Source organism: Micromonospora sp. NPDC007208 (genome assembly GCF_042869175.1).
Classification (GTDB): domain Bacteria; phylum Actinomycetota; class Actinomycetes; order Mycobacteriales; family Micromonosporaceae; genus Micromonospora; species Micromonospora foliorum.
Map to the genome: position 1 here is coordinate 574,821 of NZ_JBIAFG010000001.1, position 21,537 is coordinate 596,357.

Here is a 21,537-nt window from a genome sequence, read left to right on the forward strand (position 1 = left end):
AGCCGGCCACCAGATGGATCAGCCGGGCCCCGGGGCGCCGGCGGGCGGGCCCGGCGGCGGGGTCGGACCGGGCGCAGCCGGCGCCGCGGGATGACGGCGGCGCACCAGGAGTACGCCCACCGCGGCGAGCACCAGCAGCAGGAGGACACCGCCGACGACCAGCAGCCAGGGGAACCCGCCGTCGTCCTCCTCGCCGGCGGCGGCCGGCGAGGAGGACGGTCGAGGTGGCGCCTCGGCCACGGCCCGCAGTTCGGCCGGCTTCTCCTGGTTGGGATCGACCTTCCAACTGACCGAACGGCCGTTGACGGTCCCATTACTGTCGATCACCCGGCCGGGAAATGTCACCGAGATCTCGAACGACATGAGCTTGAGGAACGCCTGTTGGTTTTGCGGATTCTGCTCCGCAACCTTTCCGCCATATTTCTTGGGATCGAGCGGCAGAGTGAAGCGGTACAGGTCGCCGTCCCTGACCAGTTTCACGCTCTCGGTGTCGAAACCGGCCAGCGGCGCCTTGCGGTAACTGATCTGCGAGCCGTAGAAAGTGGCGTCCTGGTAAAGGGTCTCCTCGCCCGCCGGTAGGGCGGGGATGTTCTGCCGCAACTCCGCGAAGGCCAGCGGGATGTTCTTGTTCCGGGCGGTCAGCACCGACTTCTGGGCCGTCAGCAGGAGCTGCCCGTCGACCGTGTCGTCGGCGTTGACGGTCAGACCCATGTTGAGTTGCATGCAGCCGCTCAGCGCGGCGAGAAGGAGGAGGCACACCGCGACGCGGAGTGCCCTACCGCGGTTGACTCTCCTGTTCATGGGCTCAGTGTGTGTGATCGCTTTCATCATCAGCAGTCAGCGATCGGTCACAACGAAGTCGCCGATTGTACCGGCGCACTGTCGCCTTTGATTAGCTCCGACGACGACCCGAATGACTATTCTGGAGCTTTGGGGCCACGACGGTTTGTCGTCGGCCGTAGGCTGGTCGGATGAGAATTGTCGCGTGCGTCCTGCTGGTGGATCCCGATGGGCAGCTGCTGTTGCAACTGCGCGACGGCGACGCGCCGCACCACCCGAACGTGTGGGGGTTGCCCGGCGGCCACGGCGAGCCGGGGGAGACGCCGGAGCAGACCGCCGAGCGGGAGCTGTGGGAGGAGACCGGGCTGCGGGCCGACGGGCCACTGCACCCGGTCGCCGTGCAGACGCTGCCCGAGCTGGCCCGGGTGAAGCACTACTTCCTCGGCAGCACCCGGGCCCGACAGGAGGACGTGGTGCTCGGCGAGGGTGCGGCGATGCTCTTCGTCCCCGGTGCCGAGGTGCTCGACGGTCGTCCCTGGACGCCGGGCACCGTGGAGGTGTTGACCGAGTTCCTCGCCTCACCGGAGTACACCGCCCTGGCCACCGGTCGGATGCCCGCGGAGCCGGCTCAGCCCGCTGGGGGTCGCCAGTCCGCGTAGCGGGCCATGCTGCGCAGGGCCAGCCGGCCCGGAGTGAGCCGCAACGCGATGGTCCGCATCGCGAAGGCGACCGGGTTCTGCAGCTGCTGTCCGAACCGCCCAGCGACGTAGGAGGCCCGGGCAACGGACTGACTGCGTGGTCGACGCTGCGCGTCGTACGCGGCCAGGGCGGCCGGCACCTCCTCCGCGCCGCCGGCGCAGACCGCGCCGAGCACCACCGCGTCCTCGATGGCCTGCCCCGCGCCCTGCCCGAGGTTGGGTGTCATCGGGTGGGCGGCGTCGCCGAGCAACGCCACCCGTCCGTGCACGTACGAGGGCAGCGGCTCGGCCAGGTAGTGGATGTCGTTGCGCAGCACGACGTCGGGTGGGGTCGCCGCGAGAAGCGCCGGGATGGGGTCGTGCCAGTCGCCGAAGCGCTCCCGCACGGCCGCCAACTCGTCGGGGGCGTGGCCGCCGGGCGGGGCGTTCAGCGCCCCGTACCAGTAGAGCTGGCCGTCCCCGATCGGCACCATGCCGAACTCGGCTCCCGGCCCCCAGGTGATGGCGGCCGGGATCGGATCGGGAAACGCGATGGCCGCCCGCCACGTCGTCGATCCCGCGTACACCGGGCCGGGGTGTTGCGGCCAGAGCTGGGCGCGGACCCGGCTGCGCAGGCCGTCGGCGCCGACCACCAGATCGGCGGCGATGGTGTGCACGCCGTCGGGCCCCTGATAGCGCACCTCGGCGTGGTCCGGGCCGGACTCGACGTGCTCCACCGTGGCGTTGGTGTGCAGGGACGAGGCGGGCAGGGCCTCGCGCAGGGTGCGGTGCAGCGTGGCCCGGTGCACGCCGAGCGCCGTGGTGCCCAGCTGGCGGATCATCTCCGAGGCGTCCACCCGGGACAGCCACCGCCCGTGCCGGTTGCGGATCCCGCCGGGTGCCTCACCGTGTCCACCCTGGCGCAGGGCCGGGCCGAGGCCGAGGGCGTCCACCCCGCGCACCGCGTTGGCCATCAGGCTCAGGCCGGCACCGACCTCGCGCATCTCGGGGGCGCGCTCCAGCACGGTGACCCGCCACCCGTGCCGGTGCAGGGCGAGCGCCGCACTCAAACCGCCGATGCCGGCGCCCACCACCACCGCGTGTGAGTCGTCCATGTCGACCCTCCTTCTACATCTGTAGAAGAGTGATACTACCTCCGGACCACCACGAGGGAGGACTGCCATGACGGCGCGGGCGAACCGGATCGCGACGCTGACCGACGCGGCCATCGAACTGATCGCCGACGGTGGCATGCGAGCCCTGACCCACCGGGCGGTCGACGGCCGCGCCGGACTGCCGCCGGGCACCACCTCCGCGTACCTGCGGACCCGTCAGGCGCTGATCGAGGCCGTGGTGGGACGGCTCGCCGAGAGGGACCGGGCCGACCTGGCCGCGTACGACCTGCCGACCGGCCCGCCGACCCCCGCCCCCCGGCTCGACAGCGACGACCTCGACGCGCTCGCCGCCGGCGTCGCCGAGGTGCTCGACCGGTGGTTGAGCGTCGGACGCAGCCGGAGCCTCACCCGCTACGCCTGCCTGCTGGAGGCGGTGCACCGGCCCGAGCTGCGTGGCATCCTGCAGCACGGCACCGGCCTGCGGGTGCAGGCCCGGGACCTGCTGACCCGGGCCGGGGCCACCGACCCCGACCGGCAGGGCGACCAGTTCGTCGCGTTCGTGGACGGGCTGCTCTTCGACCGACTGGCCGGCGCGGGCGCGCTCAGCGCCCCACAGCCCGGCACCCCCGCCAGCCGCGCCGACCTGAGCGCCGCCGTCCGTACGCTGCTGCGCGCCCTCACCGGAACCTGACCCGACCGCCGCGCGAACCTGGCCTTGTGCGGGCCTGGCCGTGTCCGGGCCTGGTGGCGTGCGGGCCCTGCCTGGCCGTGTGCGGGCCTTGCCGTGTGCGGGCCTTGCCGTGTGCGGGCCTTGCCGTGTGCGGGCCTGGCGGCGTGCGGGCTTCGCGCTGGCCTGACGGCCTGCGGGCCTGGCCCTGGGCGGGCCTGATGGCGTGCGGGTCTGGCGGGTACGTCGGGCGCGCGGGCCCGTCGGCACGGTGGCACCCGGGTGGGGCGCGGAGCAGCCCGGTGATCAGGTCCGACGCGTGATGAGAGACGATCGCCTCGGGGTGCCGTGCGCCCGCCGGCGTGGTGCCGTGGGCCGGCCCTTTGAAGCTGAACCGTTTACGACATCGAGCCTGATTCGTCTACGGCATCAGCTCGAAAGGGGGAGTGGACGGCGTGCTGCGGTGAGCCAGCGGCGTGGTGTCGGGCGTTGGTGGTCTGCCGCCGTGAGCCGGCGGCGGTTCGGTGTGGTGCCGTGCAGTGATGGTGCGGTGGGATGCCGTGCAGTGGTGGCGGTGTGGCGTGGTGTGGTGTCGTGCGGCGGCGGCGTGGTGCGGTGAGCTGGTGGTGTGGTGTCGGACCGGGGCGGGGCTGCCGGCGTGGGTGGGAGAGGTTGGGCGATGGTGGGGTTCAGCGGCCTGCGGACGGCCGGCGGGCGGTTGCGGCGCGGCTGGCGGCCGGTGCTGGAGGCGACCGTCGCGGCAACCGTGGCCTGGCTGCTGGCCACCCGGTTGCTCGGACACCCGCAGCCCTTCTTCGCGCCGGCCGCCGCGCTGATCGTTCTCGGTCAGGCCCGGGGGCAGCGCATCCGCCGAGCCGTCGAGGTCGTCCTCGGGGTCGCCGCCGGGGTGCTCGTCGCGGATCTGGTGGTGCAGGCGCTCGGCCCGGGCAGCACCTGGACGGTCTTCACCGTCATCCTGCTCACCGTCCTCCTCGCGGTGGCCTTCGGTGCCACCGGCGTGACGTTGGTGCAGGCGGCGGTCTCCGCGCTCTACCTGGTGGTGGTCGCACCGCCGGACGGGTCGTTGGTGCCGTTCCGCTTCGTCGACGCGCTGGTCGGCGGCGTGGTCGCGCTCGCGGCCAGCCTGCTGGTCGACGCCCGGCACCCGCTGGCCCCGCTGGTCGCCGAGGTGCGGCGGACCTTCGACGAGTTGGCCGGGCTGCTGGGCGGCATCGCCGACGCGTTGGACCACCGCGACGAGCCGGCGGCGGTCGCCGCGCTGAAACAGGCCCGGGGGATGGACGCCCGGGTGGACGGGCTGCGCGACGGGGTGCTGGCCGCCGGTGAGGCGTTGCGGCTCAATGTCCGTCGACGTCAGCACATCGGTCGGCTGCGATCGGTGGACGAGTCGATCCGGCAGATCGACTACGCCGTCCGTAACGTCCGGGTGCTGGCCCGTGCGGGCGTGACCCTCAGCCGACTGCACGCGCCGGCCCCGGCCGAGCTGGGTGCCGCCCTGCGGTCGCTGGCCGAGGCGGTCCGGCAGGCCGGTGCCGCTCTGGCCGCCGACCTGGACGGGCAGGAGGAGACCGCCGACCGGCACGCCACCGGGGCCGACGAGTCGGCGTTGGCCGCGGTGCACGCCGCCGGGCAGCTCTTCGGCTCCACACAGACCCTCCCCCTGGCGATGATTATCGGTCAGGTCCGGGCCACGGCCATCGATCTACTGCGGGGCGTCAACCCGGAGGACGACGCCGCCGTCCTCGCCCGCGTCGACGACGCCCTCGGCCTCCCCCCGGTCTGACGCCCGGCCGGTCAGAGCCGCCATTCACCGACGCTCCGGGTCGATCAAGGACTGGTGGTGCCTCTCGTAAGCCACTCTTCGGCATCAATTGCCCACCACAACTCCATGATCGACCGGGCGAGGCGAGGCGAGGCGAGGCGAGGCGAGGCGAGGCGAGGCGAGGCGAGGCGAGGCGAGGCGAGGCGGGGCGGGGCGGGGCGGGGCGGGTTAGGTGGTTAGCCAGGTGGTGGCGGAATCGCGGATCGGGGCCGGGATGTCGTGGCCGCCGGGGAACTCCTCGTAGGTCACGTCGTAGCCGAGGTCGTGCAGGCGGGGGACGAGGCGGCGGCTGCACATGTCGATGGGCAGCACCCGGTCGTCGACGCCGTGCGAGATGAAGATCCGTGGTCGGCCGTGGGTGACCGGTGGCGCGGCGAAACCGGGGGAGAAGGCCAGCACCGCGTCGATCAGGTCCCCGTTCGCCAGGCCCAGTGACAGCGCGTACGAGGCGCCGTCGGAGAAGCCGCCGACCGTCACGTCGGACACCGGGTAGGTGTCGAAGACGGTCGCCAACAGTCCATCGATGCGTCCCACGTCCGCCCCGAAGCCGCCGGCGATCAGGTCCCAACTGGCCGCCGACGAGTCCGGGGCGACCAGCAGCAGGTGCTGCGCGTCCGCGACCGGCAACAGCAGGTCCAGGCCCTGTCGGGCCGAGCCGCCCGCACCGTGCAGGAGCAGCACCAACCGGTACGCCGAACCGTCGGCCGCCGGCTCCGGGGCGTACCCGAGGGCCACCCGGTCACCGTCGGGGCCGGCCATCGGCACGAGCCCGGTGCGGCCCGGCGCCACCGGCGGGTGGCGGCGGGCGGTCAACCGGCCGTCCCGAGGGCTCGGCGGCGAGTCCCAGTGCGACGGCGCGGAGTCGGACACGGGTCGGCGCTCCTCGTGGTGGACGAAAGGTCCGACGCGGTTACCCGGCCCGTGCGGGGTTAACCGTCACCGTTCTCAGCCGAGCGTCGACTCAGGCGCTGGCCCGCGCCACCAGGGCGGACGGGAAGAGGGTCACCGGAGCCGCCGGGCGTCCGTCCAGCAGAGCGGTGGCCGCGGCGCCGGCGATCCGCCCCACCGGATGACTCGCGGTGGTCAGCGCCGGGGCGGTCATCCCGGCCAACGGAATGTCGTCGAAGCCGGCCACCGCGACGTCGCCGGGCACCCGCGCGCCGGCGTCCCGCAGGCCCGCGATCACCCCGAGCGCGGTGTCGTCGCTGATCGCGTAGATCGCGTCGATGTCCGGCCAGCGGCGCAGCGCCTCGCCCGCCGCCGTTCGGCCGCGCGCCGCCCTGAAGTCCCCGGGCAGTATCCGCTCCGGTAGGCCGGCCTCGGCCATGAGTCGGCGGTACGTCTGCACCGGGCGTTGCGCGCAGGGCAGCCACCGGGGGCCGGTCACCATGGCGATCCGGCGGCGACCCGAGGCGTACAGGTGGCGCAGCACCGCTTCTGAGCCGGCGGCGTTGTCGACGTCGAACGAGGGCACGGTCGGTGAGCCGACGCCGATCGAGACCACCCGACCGCGGAGCGACCGGGGCACCGCCTCCAGCAGCTCCTCGGTGGTGTTGACCAGGATCACCCCGCACACGCTGCGGTCCCCGTCGAGTTGGTCGAGGCTGCGGGGGTCGCCGAACGGCAGCCAGTACAGCGCCACCCCGACACCGGCGGGCGTGCACACCCGGGCGGCCGCGCCGACCACCTGGTGCACGTACGGGTCGTCCAGCACCGCGGCGCTGGTGCCCAGAACGGCCACGACCAGGCGTACGCCGCCGCCGCGGACCAGCGCCCGTGCGGCCGGGTTGGGCACGTAGCCGAGCTGGTCGACTGCTGCCGTGACCTGTTTCCGGGCGGCAGGCGAGGCGAAGCCCGTGCCGGCGATCACCCGCGACGCCGTGGACCGGGACACCCCGGCGATCCGGGCCACGTCCTCGAGGGTGGCCGGTCGGTGTGCCGCTGTCGTCATCGTCGCCTCCTGCGGCGGCCCGTCTGGTCGGACCAACGCCTGCTCACATCATGCCCCGGCCGGACCAGCAGCGGTAAGGGGCGGTTGCCGGTTGTGGTGGTAGCGCTCTCAGGTGTGCGATCGTGCCAGGAGATCACCCCGAGAAAGAGGACCTACCCTCGTGAGCGCCCCCACCAGTCGACCCGTAGCCCCGGATTTCGCATCGCCGACTCTGCGGACGGTGCGGCTCGCCCGCAACGGCGTCGCTGTCACCTTCACCCTCAACGGGCTGGCCGTCGGCAGCTGGTTCTCCCGCGTCCCGGCGGTCCGTGAGGCGTTGGACCTCTCCGCCGGCCGACTCGGGTTGCTGCTGCTGGCGATGAGCGTCGGCGCGCTGCTCGCCATGCCCACCTCCGGCCTGCTCGCCCAGCGATTCGGCGCGGCCCGCACCGTCACGATGGCCACCGTGCTGGTCGCGGTCGGCCTGACCGTGGCCGGGCTCGGCGCCACGATGAGCGGGTCGTTCGCCATCGTCGCCCTGGGCCTGGTCGCCCTCGGCTACGGCTCCGGCGCCTGCGACGTCGCGATGAACGTCGAGGGCGCGGCGGTGGAACGGCGGCTGGGTCGTACGATCATGCCCCGTTTCCACGCCGGGTGGAGCCTCGGTTCGGTGGCCGGAGCGGCGCTCGGCGCCGGGGCGGCCCGGTTCGACGTGTCGGTCGGCGCGCACCTAGTCGCGGTGGCGGTGGTCGTGTTGACCGGCACCGCACTCGCCGCCCGCACGTTCCTGCCCGTGGGCAGCGATCACACCGGCGACCCGGCGGACGCCACCCCGGCCGCCCGTCGCCGGGCGCAACTCGCCGCCTGGCGGGAGCCGCGCACCCTGCTGATCGGGCTGTTCGTGCTGGTGGCGGCGTTCACCGAGGGTGCCGCCAACGACTGGTTGGCCGTTGCGTTCATCGACGGACGGGACCTGAGCGAGGCGGCCGGCGCGGCGGTCTTCGCCGTCTTCGTGGTGGGCATGACCGTCGGGCGCACCGCCGGCACCATCGCGCTGGACCGGTGGGGTCGGGTGCCGGTGCTCAGCGGCACCATCGGGCTCGCCGTGGTCGGCGCCGGCCTGGCCGTGCTGGCGGGCTCCGGGCCGGTGGCCATCATCGGCGTCGCGCTGTGGGGCCTCGGTGCGTCGCTGGGCTTCCCGGTCGGGATGAGCGCGGCGGCCGACGACGAGGCGCACGCGGCGGTGCGGGTGAGCGTGGTCGCGGTCATCGGCTACACCGCGTTCCTCGGCGGCCCGCCGTTGCTGGGGCTGATCGGCGACGAGGTCGGCACCCTACGCGCGTTGCTGGCGGTGCCGTTACTGCTGCTGCCGACCCTGCTGCTGGTGCCGGTGCTGCGTCCGCCGCACCCGGCAGGGACGGCTCCATCGGTAGTTAAAAACTAACCCACCTCGCCGTCGGGCGGTATCGGGTGCGTGGCCGACTGCGCCGCGCACCCGTGCTGGTTACGGTCGCCCGATGCCAACCGACAAGATCAGCGCCGCCGCGGCGGGCACCTGGACCCTGGGCGACCGCACCGTGCACCGGATGGGCTTCGGCTCCATGCGGATCACCGCGAACCCCGACCCCGACCAGGCCGTCGCCCTGCTGCGCCGCGCCGTGGAGCTGGGCGTCAACCACATCGACACGGCCGCGTTCTACGTCTCGCCCGGCGGCACCCTACGCGTCGGCACCGGCCCGGCCCGCTACGCCACCGAGTTGATCCGCGCGGCGCTCGCCCCGTACCCGGAGGATCTGGTGATCGCCACCAAGGTCGGTTTCGGGTACGACCCGGAGGAGGGCTTCACCGAGGCGTACACCCCCGAGCAGTTGCGGGCCCAGGTGGAGGAGAACCTCCGCCGGCTCGGCCGCGACCAGCTCGACGTGGTCAACCTGCGCCTCGGCCGGGGGCCGGGCCCGGTGCCGCTGGCCGATCGGTTCGGCGCGCTCGCCGAGCTACGGGCCGCCGGGCTGATCCGGCACCTCGGGCTCTCCAACGTCCGGCCCGAGCAGCTGGACGAGGTGGCGGGCATCGCGCCGGTGGTCTGTGTGCAGAACAACTACGGGGTGGACGCCTACCGGGAGCAGGACGCGTTCGTGCGGCTCTGCGGTGAGCGGGGCATCGCCTACGTGCCGTTCTTCGCGGTGGCCGGCACCGGGCGGGAGGCGGGCGCGAACGCCGCGCAGGGCGAGGCCGTCGAGGCGGTCGCCCGCGCGCACGGCGTCACCCCGCAGCAGGTACGCCTCGCCTGGACCCTGCACCAGGGCCCCCACGTGCTGGCCATCCCCGGCACCGCAAACCCCACCCACCTGGAGCAGAACATCGCCGCCGCAGCCCTGCGCCTAACCCCCGAAGACCTAACCCGCCTGCCCTGACCCGCCCCGCCCTCCGCCCTCCCCGCCGTCCGGTCGTCCCCGCCGTTGATCATGAAGTTATCGCCACCGCTGTCGGCGTGTCGTGGCGCTAACTTCATGATCAACGGAGGTGGGGTCAGTCGTGGAGCCAGACTCGGAGGGGGCCGGTGGGGAGGAAGCCGGCGTCCAGGGCCGGGGGTAGGTCGGGGTTGGGCTCGTAGCCGAGCAGCGACGCGGTGGGGACGGTGGCGCGCACCCCGTTCCAGATGGTCCGGGGGTCGGCGGTGCGGGTGAACAGGTTGGAGACGCCGTACCGGCCGTCGCCGCCGTTGAGCACCGCACCGCCGGTGACCGCGCCCCGGTCGTCGTGGCGGGCGAGAATCCGGACCCGCGGGTCGGTCAGCAACGCCGGGCGGAACAGCTCGCCGCCGCCGTGTGCCGCCGCCCAGGCCGCCAACCCCTCGGGTGTACGGATCGGGGTGAGCGGCGCGTCGACGGGTGCTGCCGTCGGTGGGCGGTGGATCCACTGGGCGTCGAAGAGCACCCGGAACCCGTACCCGGACAGGTCGAGGTCGGCGAAGCTGTCCTTCACCGACGCGCCGGGCCCCGCGTCGATACGCGCCAGCAGAACCTCGGCGTCGACGCCGGGTCGCAGGGTGACCGCGTCCGGGTACCACTGTGGCGACCGGCGGGGGACCGACCAGGCCTCGTCGTCGGTACGCCCGACCAGCCCGTGGCTGCCGCAGACGATGTCACACCATTCGGCGTTGTTGCGGGCCGCCGCCGCCCGAGCGTCCGTGGGCACGTCGGGAAGCCTAGGCGGCCCGAGCGCCGGCTCAGGGGGCGTACACCAGGTCCATGGTGTCGGTGTGCCCGGACCAGCGCAGGTCGAGGTGCCAGCACCCGGCCTGCGGCAGGTCGATGATCGATGGGCCCGGACCGCCGGCGACCTCCCGGCTCACCCGGGTGTCGGCGCCGTCCAGGGTCGCGGTGATGACCAGGGTTGCCGGTGCCGTCGGGTCGGGCGAGGTCGTGGCGGCGCGGGCCACCCAGAGAATCTTGTTGTTCGACCCGTCCGTGCGGGCCTGCCGCAGCGGATTGCCGAACAACACGGCCACGATGTCGCCCTTCGCGCCGAAGACGTGCGGTATCCGCGCGTCCCCGCTGAAGCCGGCGTCCGCCCAGTCGGGCAGCGAACCCGTCTCGACCCGCGAACCGCAGCCCGTCGCGGCGCTCGACCCGGTGGTGGTTGACGTCGCCGCGCTCGACGTGGTTGCGCTCGACGTCGCCGCGCTCGATGCGGTGGTGCGTCCGCTCGTCGGCGCGGCCGAACCACCGCTGGTCGTGGTCGTGCAGCCCGCCAGCAGAACCGATGCCGCCAGCAGCAACCTGCCCCGTGAAACCATCTCGCCCCTTCCGGTACCCGTCGACGACTCGTCGCATCGTCATGACACCGGCCGGACCGGCCGGGTTCCCTACGGCAGTGATTCGGCGATCCCGACCGCCTCCGCCCGGCTGAGGGCGCCCTCGATCCGGTAGGTCACGTCGCCCTCCTCCCAGATGAGCGTCGAGGCGGCGAGTCGGGCGGTCTCCTCGCGGACCTGTCCGGCGCGATCGACGTACGACAGGACGTGTGGCCCGTCCACCCAGATGGCGAAGTCGCCGTTGACGTGGGCCCAGGCCACTCCCGGCGAGCTGACCTCCTTGTGGAAGGCCAGATTGAGACGACCGTCGAACGCGTCGACGCGCAGCGCGCCCCCGGCGTAGAGCAGGGTCGCCACACGGTACCGGCCCGTCTCGTCCGGGTCGGCGACCAGCACCCGCTCGGGCGGGCCCAGCGTCGCCGGTTGGCGGATCGGGAACCGCACCAACCGTTGCGCCTCGTCCGGGGCGACGGCCCGCTGCGCCGGCAACGGGGACGGAGTTGCGCTGGGCAGCGTCGGCGCGGGCGAGGTGGCGATGCTGACACCGGCGAAGCGCAGCAGCCCCGTGACGGCGTCGGCGATGGCGGCGCGGGTCGGTGGCACCACCGCCACGATCAGGGCGACGAGCGCGACCACGGCGAGCGAGCGCCACCGGCGGGTGGGCCGGTCGACCCGCGCGCGGACGCGAGCGGTCACGTCGGGCGGCTCGGGGGTCTCCAGCCAGGCGGAGAGATCACGCAGTTCCCGTTCGAGGTCACCCATGCCGGACCTCCTCACGGTCGAGCAGGCTGCGAAGCTTCGCCAGCGCCCTGGACGTACGCGACTTCACCGTTCCCCGGGGCCAGCCCAGAGCCGCCACCGTCTCCTCCTCGGTGAGATCGAGGAAGTACCGGCAGACGATCACCTCGCGGTCCCGTACCGGCAGTTGCCGCAGGGCCTCCACCAGGGCGGCCCGGCGCTCCCCGGCGAGGACCGCGCCGACGGCCCCGTCCTCGGCGATCTCGGACGCCGGGTTCGCGGTCGCCGCCCGCAGGACGAGCCCGTCGCGCCGGCCCCGCGACCGGTGCAGGTTGCGGGTCTCGTTGGCGACGATCGCGAGCAGCCATGATCGGAAGGACGACTCACCCCGATAACGGGACAGCTTGCGGTACGCCTTCACGAACGCCTCCTGGATGACGTCCTCGGAGTCCGAGCCCGCGCCGAGCAGCACCGCCGTCCGGTACGCGGACGCGGTGTGCCGGGCGACCAGGAGGTTGTACGCCTCCAGGTCACCTGCCCGAGCGCGGGTGACGAGCGCCTCGTCGTCCAGGGGAGCCTCCGTTCGGATCACAGTCATGACACCGCCCACCCGCCGCGGGTTCCACACGGATTTACCGGCGCAGGTCAGCCCTCTCCCACCCGGCGTGCAGCGTATTGCCAGGAATCGGTGCTGCACTGGAGGGGCGTCGAGGAGAGGGGCGGGCATGAACTGGTTCAATCGTCGTTCGCGGGGTGCCGGGGCGACCCCGACGAAGCTGGACCGGGAGGCGACCCGCGACGACCTCGCGGCGCTGGAGGCGTTCGTGGCCACCCGGCAGGGGGTGGAGTTCTACCTCGAGCCGGAGACGACCGCGACGGACACCACAGTGGTGGCGATCGCCCACGACGGCGAGTGGATCCGTCGCCGTACCGGGACACCCCGCGCGGCCGGGACCATCGCCCGCAAGCACGCCGTGCCGCTCTACGAGGCGGCGCGCACCGGTTATCCGGAGCGGATGCGGACCTGGAGCCGCGCCCACCCGGAACGCCACGCCCGCTGAGACACGAGTCAGCGGATCATGACCGGGGCGTCGGGTGATTCAGCAGTCGGGTTCCACGCGCGCGAGTGATCGCTGAACGAGCGTGAGAATGGGCGGCAGCAGCAGGTCGTTGCCGCCGACCGTGGCGACAGCGTCCACGCTGTGCGGCGTGCCGTCGATGTCGACGACAAGGGCGCCAGCCTCCCGGGCGACGATGACGCCAGCGGCGGTGTCCCACGGCTTGTTGTTGAGCATGATGAACGCGTCGATCCTGCCGTGAGCCAACCAGGCGAGGTCGATTGCGGCGGAACCGTGCATGCGTATTCGTTGAACGTGCCGGGTGAGCTGCTCGGTGATGGTAAGTCGTTCGGTGTTCTTCCGGCTGGCTTCACTACCGACCGCGTAGTCGCCGATGGCCACCACGGCGTCCTTGAGGTCGGTGACCCCGCTGGCGTGGATGAGTCGGTTGTTGGCGTAGGCGCCGTGTCCTCTGGTGGCGTGGTAGCGGGTGTCGAGGAAGGGAAGGTCGATGACGCCTAGGACGGCCTCGGCGCGGTGGATGAGGCCGAGGGAGATCGCGCACAGCGGTGAGCCGTGGATGAAGTTGACCGTGCCGTCGACCGGGTCAAGTGCCCAGGTGAGACCGCTGTTGTCGCCGCTGCTGCCGTACTCCTCGCCGAGGAAACCGATGCCGGGCGCCCTGGCGGCCAGATGCTCGCGAACCCGCCGCTCGATGGCGTAGTCCAACTCGGAAGCCATGTCGCGGTCACCCTTGAAGGTCAGCGCACCGGGCTGAAGGGTCCGCATCAGCTCGTGCGCCAGGTCGACGGCCTCCTGTGCGAGGGGAAGGAGGCGGGCGTAGTCGGTCATAGCTGGCGGCTGCGATCCCAGAGCGAGTTGAACATCTCGTCGAAAATCGGGTAGAGGCCGGCCGGGCCGGCGCTGCGCTCGATGACCATCGTCGGGCAGTCGACGCCCCGCATCTGAGGCAGGTAGTGCTGGACGACGCAGAGCCGGTCATCGATCAGAAGCACGTTGGCGCGAACGGACTCGTCGTAGACGCCGATGGCGAGGTGGTCTCGGGCGCCTGCGGGGAGCCGGTCGCGAATGCGGCCGGCCAGGTTCTGGATGTTGAGTTCGGTGAGAGCGCTCAGGTGTCCCTGCGGATAGTTGTCCTCACGCTCGTGTCGTCTGATCGCCTCACCGGCCGGATCGAGGAACAAACAACGGAGGTGGGTGCCAGCGGCGAGGAGCTTCAGGAGGCGGTTGTCGGCGTACTGCTGGCAAATGAGGTTGAGCGACAGGCCGGACGCCCGGATGTCCGTGGCACGGCCGAAGAGGACGTGCGGAGGCAGTTCCGCCACGAAATCTGACCGGCTGGAATAGATCGCGGTGACATCGGCGCACTGGTTCTGCGCAGTCTTCGCGGCCGGCGGGCCACTGACGTCCCGTTCGGCCGGCATCTGGTCGAGTTCCCCGAGCAGGAGCGTCATCCGTGCATGGCGCGGCATCGACAGACCGGTGCAGATGCGGGTGAGAACGTCGATGCTGCTGACCCGGCGGGCACCGCTGGTGATCTCGCTGACCTGAGCCTGGCTGAGACCCGTGGCGACACCGAGGGTGGTTTGGCTGGCGTGGGTGGCTCGCTGGACAAGGCGAAATATCTGAGCGACGTCGCGGGCGGCCAGGGCATCGAGCATGTCGGTGCTGCGCCACAACAGGTCGGGGATGGTGAGCGCAGCGGTTGTCCGGACGCTCACGAATGGCTCCCTTCCCGCCGAGGGTGATGGCCAGCCTATCCAGTGGTCGGATCGCAGCACCGGAGGACATCCGGAGGACGGAAGAAAGTTATCCGCCAAGGAATCACGCGCTGTGATGGATGGCGGCGGTTGCGGTGAGCAGGCTCGTGGTGTGAGTTTCCGGTCCCGTCCCCACCTACCCATGCGTCCCGCCTGGTTGTGCCGCAACTGCGCCGCCGCGTGGCCGTGCTCCCGCGCGCAACTCGACCTCGTCGCCGAGTTCTACGGCCACTCGCTGGCGCTGGCCCTCTACCTGACGTCCTGTCTGAACGAGGCCATCCACGACTTGTACAGCCTCGGCGGTCGCCCCGACCTCGCCGTGCTGCACGCGCGCTTTCTCGGCTGGCTGTCGTTGACCCGTCGGCCGCACCGCTCCGAGCACGAGTAACCCACGGCTGACCGCGTCGTCGACGATGCCCCCGGGGCTGAATCGTCTACGACATCAGCTCCAAAGGACGTTGCCCACACACTGCCCCGCCATGGGAGCACGTCGCCACCGACCAGCCAGATCAACAGCCCGCCGTCGGCGAGAGGCAACCCGTACGGCGATATTTCCGCAGGTCAATGTGGTGAGCGTGGGCGGGCGACGTCGGGGTCCGCGTTGACCGGCGGCGCGGCGGTGTGGCAGCATTCGCGGCCTGACGGCAGTGAAGGAAGTCGGTGCAATTCCGACGCGGTCCCGCCACTGTCACCGGGGAGCGATCCCCCCTCGTGAGTCACGGCCGTGTGTCTGCGGTTGGAAGGCCGGGGGAGAGCGTCGATCCGGAAGCCAGGATACTTCGGCCGTCGGGACGTACCCCAGGGCGTGGACACCCGAGGAGGACCCGATGACGCACGGCGTCTCATTCATCGACGAGCATCGTCATAACCTGTGCGCAGGGCGCCGCAGTGCGCCCGGAACCGGCCGCGCCCGCGCGCCTCGGGCCGGCCGCGGGGGCGTGCGCCAGGTCGCTGGCTTCCGGTACCGCTGAGCCGAGCGCCCGCCGCTGACCGGCCCCGACGCCCGCGTCGGTGCGTCGTTCACCCGGGCCGTCGTACCGGCTGACGCCGTACCCACCCGCATCGTCCCGGTCGCCCCCGTTGGGGCCCAGGACGTCACTTTCCGGAGCCAACCGTGCGCATCCTGCTGCTGTCCACCGCCGACACCGACCTGCTGGCCGCCCGCGCCAGCGGTGCCGACTACCGGTTGGCCAACCCCGCCCGAGTCACCGTCGAGGAGGTGCCCGCCCTGCTCGACGGGGTCGCCCTCGTCGTCGTACGCCTGCTCGGCGGTCGGCAGGCGTGGCCGGACGGCCTCGCCGCGGTGCTCGGCACCGGCGTGCCGACGGTCGTCCTCGGCGGCGAGGCACTGCCCGACGCGGAGCTGATGGCCATCTCCACCGTGCCGTCCGGGGTCGTCACCCAGGCGCTGGCGTACCTGGTCGAGGGCGGCCCGGACAACCTGGGGCAGTTGGCCAGGTTCCTCTCCGACACGGTGCTGCTCACCGGTGAGGGGTTCGCCCCGCCAGCGCCCACCCCGGCGTACGGCGTGCACGGCGAACACCCCGCCGACCCGGACCGGCCCACCGTGGGAATCGTCTTCTACCGGGCGCACGCCCTCGCCGGCAACACCGGCTTCGTCGACGTGCTCGCGGACGCGGTCCGCAACGCCGGAGGCAACCCGCTGCCGATCTTCTGCGGCTCGCTGCGGGGGCTGACCGCGGGCGCCGGCCCACTCGGGCTCTTCGCCCGCTGTGACGCGCTGCTCGTCACGGTGCTCGCCGCCGGCGGTGCGGTCGCCGCGGACGCCTCCGGTGGCGGCGACGAGGACGCCTGGGACGTCGGCGCCCTGGCCGCCCTGGACGTGCCGGTCATCCAGGCGCTCTGCCTCACCAGCACCCGCGCGCAGTGGGCCGACAGCGACGCCGGACTGTCCCCGTTGGACGCCGCCATGCAGGTCGCCATCCCCGAGTTCGACGGCCGGATCGTCACCGTGCCGTTCTCGTTCAAGCAGATCGACGCCGACGGGCTCTCGGTCTACGCCGCCGACGCCGAGCGGGCCGCCCGGGTCGCCGGGATCGCCGTGCGTCACGCCCGGCTGCGGTACGTGCCGCACGCCGACAAGCGGGTCGCCGTGGTGCTCAGCTCGTACCCCACCAAGCACTCCCGGGTCGGTAACGCCGTCGGGTTGGACACCCCGGCCTCGGCGGTCCGGCTGTTCGCCGCGCTGGCCGAGGCCGGCTACGACCTGGGTGACGCGCCACCGCCCGACGACGGCGACGCGCTGATCCACGCGCTGATCGCGGCCGGTGGCCACGACGTGGAGTGGCTCACCCCGGAGCAGTTGGCCGCCGCCGAGGCCCGGATACCGGGGCAGACGTACCGGCGCTGGTTCGACCAGGTCCCCGCCGAGCTGCGCGAGCGGATGCGGGAGCACTGGGGTGAGCCGCCGGGCGAGCTGTACACCGAGGGCGGCGACATCGTGCTCGCCGGGCTGCGCTTCGGCAACGTGGTGCTGCTGATCCAGCCGCCCCGCGGTTTCGGGGAGAACCCGATCGCCATCTACCACGACCCGGACCTGCCGCCCAGCCACCACTACCTGGCCGCGTACCGCTGGTTGACCGCGCCCGTCGCGGACGGCGGCTTCGGCGCGGACGCCGTGGTGCACCTGGGCAAGCACGGCACCCTGGAGTGGCTGCCCGGCAAGGGCCTCGGCCTGGCCGCCGACTGCGCGCCCGACGCCGTCCTCGGCGACCTGCCGCTGGTGTACCCGTTCATCGTCAACGACCCCGGCGAGGGCACCCAGGCCAAGCGGCGGGCGCACGCCGTGGTCGTCGACCACCTCGTCCCGCCGATGGCCCGCGCCGAGACCTACGGCGACCTGGCCAAACTGGAGCAACTGCTCGACGAGTACGCGACCGTGCAGGCCCTCGACCCGGCCAAGGTGCCCACCGTGCGGGCCCAGATCTGGGACCTGGTACGCGCCGCCGAACTGCACCACGACCTGCACGCCGAGGCGATGCCCGACGCGGACGACTTCGACGACTTCGTGCTGCACCTCGACGGGTACCTGTGCGAGGTCAAGGACGTGCAGATCCGCGACGGGCTGCACATCCTCGCCGACGCGCCCACCGGCGAGCCACGGGTCAACCTCGTCCTCGCGGTGCTGCGCGCCCCGCAGATCTGGGGCGGCGCCCGGGCCCTGCCCGGCCTGCGGCAGGCCCTCGCCGTCGCGTACTCCCTCGACGAGCAGGAACTGCTCGCGGCGCCGGGACAGCGACTGGCGCTGCCTGCGGCGCTGACCGACGTGGTGGACGGGCCGGCCGGCACCGCCGCCGACGCGATCGACCTCATCGAGGCCCTCGCGCGGCGGCTGGTTGTCGGCATGGAGACCCTGGACTGGGCCGTGGACGCGGTCGACGCCGTGGTGACCGAGGTGACCGGCCAGTCGATCCCGGACGTCGCCGCGGTGCTGCACTTCGCCGCCACCGAGCTGGTACCCCGACTGGACCGGACCACCGACGAGCTGACCCACACCCTCGGGGCGCTGGACGGGAGGTTCGTGCCGCCCGGCCCGTCCGGCTCACCCACCCGGGGTCTGGTCAACGTGCTGCCCACCGGCCGCAACTTCTACTCCGTCGACCCGAAGGCCATCCCCAGCCGCAACGCCTGGGACGTCGGGGTGGCACTCGCCGACTCGCTGTTGGCCCGGCACCTCGCCGACACCGGCGCGTACCCCCGCTCGGTGGGGTTGACCGTGTGGGGCACCAGCGCCATGCGGACGCAGGGCGACGACATCGCCGAGGTGCTCGCGCTGCTGGGCTGCCGGCCGGTGTGGGACGACCGGTCCCGGCGGGTCACCGGCATCGAGGTGGTGTCGACCGCCGAGCTGGGCCGGCCGCGTGTCGACGTCACCGTGCGCATCTCCGGCTTCTTCCGGGACGCGTTCCCGCACGTCGTGGCGCTGCTCGACGATGCCGTCCGGCGGGTGGCCGCCCTGGACGAGCCGGACGAGGAGAACTACCTGCGGGCGCACGTCGCCGCCGACCTCGCCGAGCACGGCGACGAGCGGCGGGCCACCGCCCGGATCTTCGGCTCCAAGCCCGGCGCGTACGGCGCGGGGCTGCTGCCCCTGATCGACGCCCGGACCTGGCGCAGCGACGCCGACCTGGCCGAGGTGTACGCGGTGTGGGGCGGCTACGCGTACGGCCGGGGCCTGGACGGGCGGGAGGCGCGCGCCGACATGGAGCGCTCGTTCTCCCGGATCGCGGTGGCGGTGAAGAACCAGGACACCCGTGAGCACGACATCGTCGACTCCGACGACTACTTCCAGTACCACGGCGGGATGGTGGCGATGGTCCGCCACCTCACCGGCACGTCACCGCAGGCGTACGTGGGTGACTCGGCGATGCCGCACGACGTGCGCACCCGCACCCTGGGTGAGGAGACCCGGCGGGTGTTCCGGGCCCGGGTGGTCAACCCGAAGTGGATCGCCGCGATGCGCCGGCACGGCTACAAGGGTGCCTTCGAGTTGGCGGCCACAGTGGACTACCTGTTCGGCTACGACGCCACCGCCGGCGTGGTCGACGACTGGATGTACGAGCACCTGGCCGCCGCGTACCTCTTCGACGAGACCACCCGGGAGTTCCTGGAGCAGTCCAACCCGTGGGCGTTGCGCGGCATCACCGAGCGGCTGTTGGAGGCCGCCGACCGGGGGCTGTGGGCCAAGCCGGAGCCGGCCACCCTCGACCGGCTGCGCGACACGTACCTGGCCAGCGAGGGCGACCTGGAGGACCGGGTGTGAGCGCGAGGAGTGAGCCGGTTTTGCGAGCCCCGCAGTCGCGAACGAAAGAAGGCGCAGTGACGATTTACCCGTTCAGTGCGGTGCTCGGCATGGCCGACATGCGACTGGCGTTGCTGCTCAACGCGGTCTCTCCGGCGATCGGCGGGGTGCTGGTCCGGGGCGAGAAGGGCACCGCCAAGTCCACCGCCGTGCGGGCGCTCGCCGCGCTGCTGCCCCCGGTGCGCCGGGTGGCCGGCTGCCGGTTCGGCTGCGACCCGGCCGAGCCCGACCCGGCCTGCCCGGACGGCCCGCACCCGGCCGACTCGGCCGCCGAGACCCGTCCGGCCCGTCTCGTCGAGCTGCCGGTGGGCGCCGCCGAGGACCGGGTGGTCGGCGCACTGGACCTGGAGAAGGCGATCGGCGAGGGGGTACGCGCCTTCGAGCCGGGTCTGCTCGCCGCCGCGCACCGGGGTGTGCTCTACGTCGACGAGGTCAACCTGCTGCACGACCACCTCGTCGACCTGCTGCTCGACGCGGCGGCGATGGGTCGTAGCCACGTCGAGCGGGAGGGCGTCTCGGTCAGCCACGCGGCCCGGTTCCTGCTGGTCGGCACGATGAACCCGGAGGAGGGTGAGCTGCGGCCGCAGCTTCTCGACCGGTTCGGGCTCACCGTGGAGGTGGGTGCCAGCCGGGACCCGGAGGTCCGGGTCGAGGTGGTCCGCCGCCGGCTGGCCGCCGACGCCGACCCGGTCGGCTTCGCGGCCCGCTGGGCCGACGCCGACGCGGAGATCGCCGGCCAGGTGGCCGCCGCTCGCCGCCGACTTCCCGGGGTACGACTCCCGGACGCCGCGTTGCGGCAGATCGCCGAGGTGTGCGCGGCGTTCGACGTGGACGGGATGCGGGCAGACATCGTCACCGCCCGGACCGCCCTCGCGCACGCCGCCTGGCACGGCCGGGACCGGGTCACCATCGACGACGTCCGGGTGGCCGCCCGCCTGGCCCTGCCGCACCGCCGCCGCCGCGATCCGTTCGACACCCCGGGGCTGGACGAGAAGCGCCTCGACGAGGCGTTGCAACGCGCCCAGGACGCCCACCCCGACGACCCGGACGACGCCGGCCCCGACGACCGTGGCCCCGACGGCGGTGGCCCGGCCGGTGACGGCGGCCCGAACGGCGGCGGCCCGACTGGCGGTGGCCCGACTGGCGGCGGCCGGCAGGGCGGCGGCGACGGCGTCGAGCAGGACGAACCCGGGTCGGCCGGGGACTCGGCGGCGCGTGACGGCGCTGACCCGGACGGACGCGCCGACGGCCCGGTCGGTGCCGACGGCTGGCCGCAGCGCCAGACCGGCGCCCGGGACGACGACGGGTGGCCGCAGCGCTCGGCGGACGACCGGGGCGGCGACGGCCCGAACGCGCGCCCGCGCGGCGGCCAGGAATCGGCGACAGGTGACGACGACCCGACCCGCAGTGGAGAGTCGCAGCCGGTGGCCGTACCCCGGGGTGGGTTGAAGGCGCGGGTACTCACCGCGCCCGGCCTGGGTGACGGGGTGCCGGGCCGACGGTCGCGGGCCCGCACCGGGCGGGGCCGCACCACCGGCGCCCGGGTGCCGGCGGGCCGGGTCGGCGCGCTGCACCTGCCGGCCACGATCCGCGCCGCCGCGCCACACCAGGCGGCGCGGGGCCGGCTCACCGGTCCGCTGCGACTGCGCCGGGACGACCTGCGCGAGGCGGTTCGCGAGGGGCGCGAGGGCAACCTGGTGCTGTTCGTGGTGGACGCGAGCGGCTCGATGGGCGCCCGGCAGCGGATGACCACCGTGAAGGACGCGGTGCTCGCCCTGCTCACCGACGCGTACCAGCGGCGGGACAAGGTCGCGGTCATCGCGTTCCGGGGTGCCGGCGCCCGGACCCTGCTGCCGGCGACCTCGTCGGTACTGGCCGCCTCGACCCGCCTGGCCGAGTTGCCCACCGGCGGGCGTACGCCGCTGGCCGAAGGGCTGCTCGCCGCCGCGGACCTGTTGCGGGTGGAACGCCTGCGCGACCCGAAGCGCCGCCCGCTGGTCCTCATCGTCACCGACGGCCGGGCCACCGCCGGCACCCGTCCGCTCGACCGGGCGGCCGCAGCGGCAGCGGTCCTGGCGGCGACCGGCGCCCCGTGCGTGGTCGTCGACTGCGAGTCCGGCCCCGTCCGCCTGCACCTGGCCGCCCGCCTGGCCACCCAGCTGAACGCCCCCCGAACCCCCCTGGAAGCCCTCACCCACCCCCGCGATCATGCACTTTCGGTCGCGGCATAAAGGGCGAAGTACGCAGATGACCAACAGAAACCGCAAGATCGCGGAAGAGATGGGCGCGGGAGTGCTCGCGGGACGGGG

20 protein-coding genes and 1 riboswitch are annotated in these 21,537 nt (G+C 73.0%); of the genes, 10 read left to right on the plus strand and 10 right to left on the minus strand.

Annotated features, from left to right (window positions below; translation table 11 throughout):
- Positions 1-18: 18 nt before the first annotated feature.
- Positions 19-801: an LppM family (lipo)protein gene (locus ACFYL6_RS02410; RefSeq protein WP_387166344.1), complete on the minus strand. Its 783-nt coding sequence runs from the start codon at positions 799-801 to the stop codon at positions 19-21.
- 170 nt (positions 802-971) lie between these two features.
- Here ACFYL6_RS02410 and ACFYL6_RS02415 point away from each other — a divergent pair, with 170 nt between their 5' ends.
- Complete coding sequence (locus ACFYL6_RS02415; RefSeq protein ID WP_387166346.1) at positions 972-1,439, plus strand: NUDIX domain-containing protein; 468 nt, start codon at positions 972-974, stop codon at positions 1,437-1,439.
- Here the strand turns inward: ACFYL6_RS02415 and ACFYL6_RS02420 are convergent.
- Positions 1,409-2,572 (minus strand): FAD-dependent oxidoreductase, encoded by a 1,164-nt coding sequence (locus ACFYL6_RS02420; protein WP_387166348.1) that lies wholly within the window; start codon positions 2,570-2,572, stop codon positions 1,409-1,411. The genes ACFYL6_RS02415 and ACFYL6_RS02420 overlap by 31 nt on opposite strands.
- 67 nt (positions 2,573-2,639) lie before the next feature.
- Here ACFYL6_RS02420 and ACFYL6_RS02425 point away from each other — a divergent pair, with 67 nt between their 5' ends.
- Both ACFYL6_RS02425 and ACFYL6_RS02430 read left to right on the plus strand, forming a co-directional pair.
- The gene (locus ACFYL6_RS02425; protein WP_387166350.1) at positions 2,640-3,263 is read left to right on the plus strand and encodes a TetR/AcrR family transcriptional regulator; all 624 of its coding nucleotides are present in this window, start codon (positions 2,640-2,642) and stop codon (positions 3,261-3,263) included.
- A gap of 655 nt (positions 3,264-3,918) precedes the next feature.
- Complete coding sequence (locus tag ACFYL6_RS02430; protein ID WP_387166352.1) at positions 3,919-5,043, plus strand: aromatic acid exporter family protein; 1,125 nt, start codon at positions 3,919-3,921, stop codon at positions 5,041-5,043.
- 207 nt (positions 5,044-5,250) lie between these two features.
- On the opposite strand, the gene ACFYL6_RS02435 is transcribed toward ACFYL6_RS02430, so the two are convergent.
- A complete protein-coding gene (locus ACFYL6_RS02435; protein WP_387166354.1) occupies positions 5,251-5,952 on the minus strand; it encodes an alpha/beta hydrolase in 702 nt (233 codons plus the stop codon).
- A 91-nt stretch (positions 5,953-6,043) separates the two neighbouring features.
- Complete coding sequence (locus tag ACFYL6_RS02440) at positions 6,044-7,033, minus strand: LacI family DNA-binding transcriptional regulator (protein ID WP_387166356.1); 990 nt, start codon at positions 7,031-7,033, stop codon at positions 6,044-6,046.
- A 160-nt stretch (positions 7,034-7,193) separates the two neighbouring features.
- Here ACFYL6_RS02440 and ACFYL6_RS02445 point away from each other — a divergent pair, with 160 nt between their 5' ends.
- Entirely contained in the window at positions 7,194-8,456 is a 1,263-nt protein-coding gene (locus ACFYL6_RS02445) for an MFS transporter (RefSeq protein ID WP_387166358.1), read from the plus strand.
- Positions 8,457-8,529: 73 nt separating this feature from the next.
- Entirely contained in the window at positions 8,530-9,426 is an 897-nt protein-coding gene (locus tag ACFYL6_RS02450) for an aldo/keto reductase (protein WP_387166360.1), read from the plus strand.
- A gap of 115 nt (positions 9,427-9,541) precedes the next feature.
- On the opposite strand, the gene ACFYL6_RS02455 is transcribed toward ACFYL6_RS02450, so the two are convergent.
- Together ACFYL6_RS02455 and ACFYL6_RS02460 are read right to left on the minus strand one after the other, a co-directional pair.
- Positions 9,542-10,210: a hypothetical protein gene (locus ACFYL6_RS02455; protein ID WP_387166362.1), complete on the minus strand. Its 669-nt coding sequence runs from the start codon at positions 10,208-10,210 to the stop codon at positions 9,542-9,544.
- Positions 10,211-10,241: 31 nt separating this feature from the next.
- Positions 10,242-10,523: a hypothetical protein gene (locus ACFYL6_RS02460; RefSeq protein WP_387166364.1), complete on the minus strand. Its 282-nt coding sequence runs from the start codon at positions 10,521-10,523 to the stop codon at positions 10,242-10,244.
- A gap of 1 nt (position 10,524) precedes the next feature.
- Here ACFYL6_RS02460 and ACFYL6_RS02465 point away from each other — a divergent pair, with 1 nt between their 5' ends.
- Positions 10,525-10,944, plus strand: coding sequence for a hypothetical protein (locus ACFYL6_RS02465; protein WP_387166366.1), 420 nt, complete (start codon positions 10,525-10,527; stop codon positions 10,942-10,944).
- Here the strand turns inward: ACFYL6_RS02465 and ACFYL6_RS02470 are convergent.
- Complete coding sequence (locus ACFYL6_RS02470; protein ID WP_387166368.1) at positions 10,881-11,591, minus strand: hypothetical protein; 711 nt, start codon at positions 11,589-11,591, stop codon at positions 10,881-10,883. The two genes, ACFYL6_RS02465 and ACFYL6_RS02470, sit on opposite strands and share 64 nt — an antisense overlap.
- On the minus strand, positions 11,584-12,165 hold the full coding sequence (locus tag ACFYL6_RS02475; RefSeq protein ID WP_387166370.1) for an RNA polymerase sigma factor: 582 nt from the start codon (positions 12,163-12,165) through the stop codon (positions 11,584-11,586). The genes ACFYL6_RS02470 and ACFYL6_RS02475 overlap by 8 nt, the downstream gene beginning before the upstream one ends.
- A 127-nt stretch (positions 12,166-12,292) precedes the next feature.
- Between ACFYL6_RS02475 and ACFYL6_RS02480 the strand changes: the two genes are divergently transcribed.
- Positions 12,293-12,628, plus strand: coding sequence for a hypothetical protein (locus ACFYL6_RS02480; RefSeq protein ID WP_387166372.1), 336 nt, complete (start codon positions 12,293-12,295; stop codon positions 12,626-12,628).
- A 39-nt stretch (positions 12,629-12,667) separates the two neighbouring features.
- Here ACFYL6_RS02480 and ACFYL6_RS02485 read toward each other — a convergent pair whose 3' ends face one another.
- Both ACFYL6_RS02485 and ACFYL6_RS02490 read right to left on the minus strand, forming a co-directional pair.
- Positions 12,668-13,477: an inositol monophosphatase family protein gene (locus ACFYL6_RS02485; RefSeq protein ID WP_387166374.1), complete on the minus strand. Its 810-nt coding sequence runs from the start codon at positions 13,475-13,477 to the stop codon at positions 12,668-12,670.
- Complete coding sequence (locus ACFYL6_RS02490; RefSeq protein ID WP_387166376.1) at positions 13,474-14,307, minus strand: DUF5919 domain-containing protein; 834 nt, start codon at positions 14,305-14,307, stop codon at positions 13,474-13,476. The genes ACFYL6_RS02485 and ACFYL6_RS02490 overlap by 4 nt, the downstream gene beginning before the upstream one ends.
- Positions 14,308-14,518: 211 nt before the next feature.
- Between ACFYL6_RS02490 and ACFYL6_RS02495 the strand changes: the two genes are divergently transcribed.
- The 3 genes from ACFYL6_RS02495 (at position 14,519) to ACFYL6_RS02505 (ending at position 21,459) form a co-directional block, all read left to right on the plus strand.
- A complete protein-coding gene (locus ACFYL6_RS02495) occupies positions 14,519-14,794 on the plus strand; it encodes a hypothetical protein (RefSeq protein ID WP_387166378.1) in 276 nt (91 codons plus the stop codon).
- A 262-nt stretch (positions 14,795-15,056) separates the two neighbouring features.
- A riboswitch (cobalamin riboswitch) is annotated at positions 15,057-15,186 on the plus strand.
- A 334-nt stretch (positions 15,187-15,520) separates the two neighbouring features.
- Complete coding sequence (cobN, locus tag ACFYL6_RS02500) at positions 15,521-19,189, plus strand: cobaltochelatase subunit CobN (protein WP_387166380.1); 3,669 nt, start codon at positions 15,521-15,523, stop codon at positions 19,187-19,189.
- On the plus strand, positions 19,186-21,459 hold the full coding sequence (locus ACFYL6_RS02505; RefSeq protein WP_387166382.1) for a VWA domain-containing protein: 2,274 nt from the start codon (positions 19,186-19,188) through the stop codon (positions 21,457-21,459). Before cobN ends, ACFYL6_RS02505 begins: the two co-directional genes overlap by 4 nt.
- Positions 21,460-21,537 lie beyond the last annotated feature (78 nt).

Coding starts and splice junctions, on each gene's coding strand:
- ACFYL6_RS02410 (WP_387166344.1), bottom strand. CDS start 801: ATGAACAGGAGAGTCAACCGCGGTAGGGCACTCCGCGTCGCGGTGTGC.
- ACFYL6_RS02415 (WP_387166346.1), top strand. CDS start 972: ATGAGAATTGTCGCGTGCGTCCTGCTGGTGGATCCCGATGGGCAGCTG.
- ACFYL6_RS02420 (WP_387166348.1), bottom strand. CDS start 2,572: ATGGACGACTCACACGCGGTGGTGGTGGGCGCCGGCATCGGCGGTTTG.
- ACFYL6_RS02425 (WP_387166350.1), top strand. CDS start 2,640: ATGACGGCGCGGGCGAACCGGATCGCGACGCTGACCGACGCGGCCATC.
- ACFYL6_RS02430 (WP_387166352.1), top strand. CDS start 3,919: ATGGTGGGGTTCAGCGGCCTGCGGACGGCCGGCGGGCGGTTGCGGCGC.
- ACFYL6_RS02440 (WP_387166356.1), bottom strand. CDS start 7,033: ATGACGACAGCGGCACACCGACCGGCCACCCTCGAGGACGTGGCCCGG.
- ACFYL6_RS02450 (WP_387166360.1), top strand. CDS start 8,530: ATGCCAACCGACAAGATCAGCGCCGCCGCGGCGGGCACCTGGACCCTG.
- ACFYL6_RS02465 (WP_387166366.1), top strand. CDS start 10,525: ATGTCGCCCTTCGCGCCGAAGACGTGCGGTATCCGCGCGTCCCCGCTG.
- ACFYL6_RS02470 (WP_387166368.1), bottom strand. CDS start 11,591: ATGGGTGACCTCGAACGGGAACTGCGTGATCTCTCCGCCTGGCTGGAG.
- ACFYL6_RS02475 (WP_387166370.1), bottom strand. CDS start 12,165: ATGACTGTGATCCGAACGGAGGCTCCCCTGGACGACGAGGCGCTCGTC.
- ACFYL6_RS02480 (WP_387166372.1), top strand. CDS start 12,293: ATGAACTGGTTCAATCGTCGTTCGCGGGGTGCCGGGGCGACCCCGACG.
- ACFYL6_RS02485 (WP_387166374.1), bottom strand. CDS start 13,477: ATGACCGACTACGCCCGCCTCCTTCCCCTCGCACAGGAGGCCGTCGAC.
- ACFYL6_RS02490 (WP_387166376.1), bottom strand. CDS start 14,307: ATGCTCGATGCCCTGGCCGCCCGCGACGTCGCTCAGATATTTCGCCTT.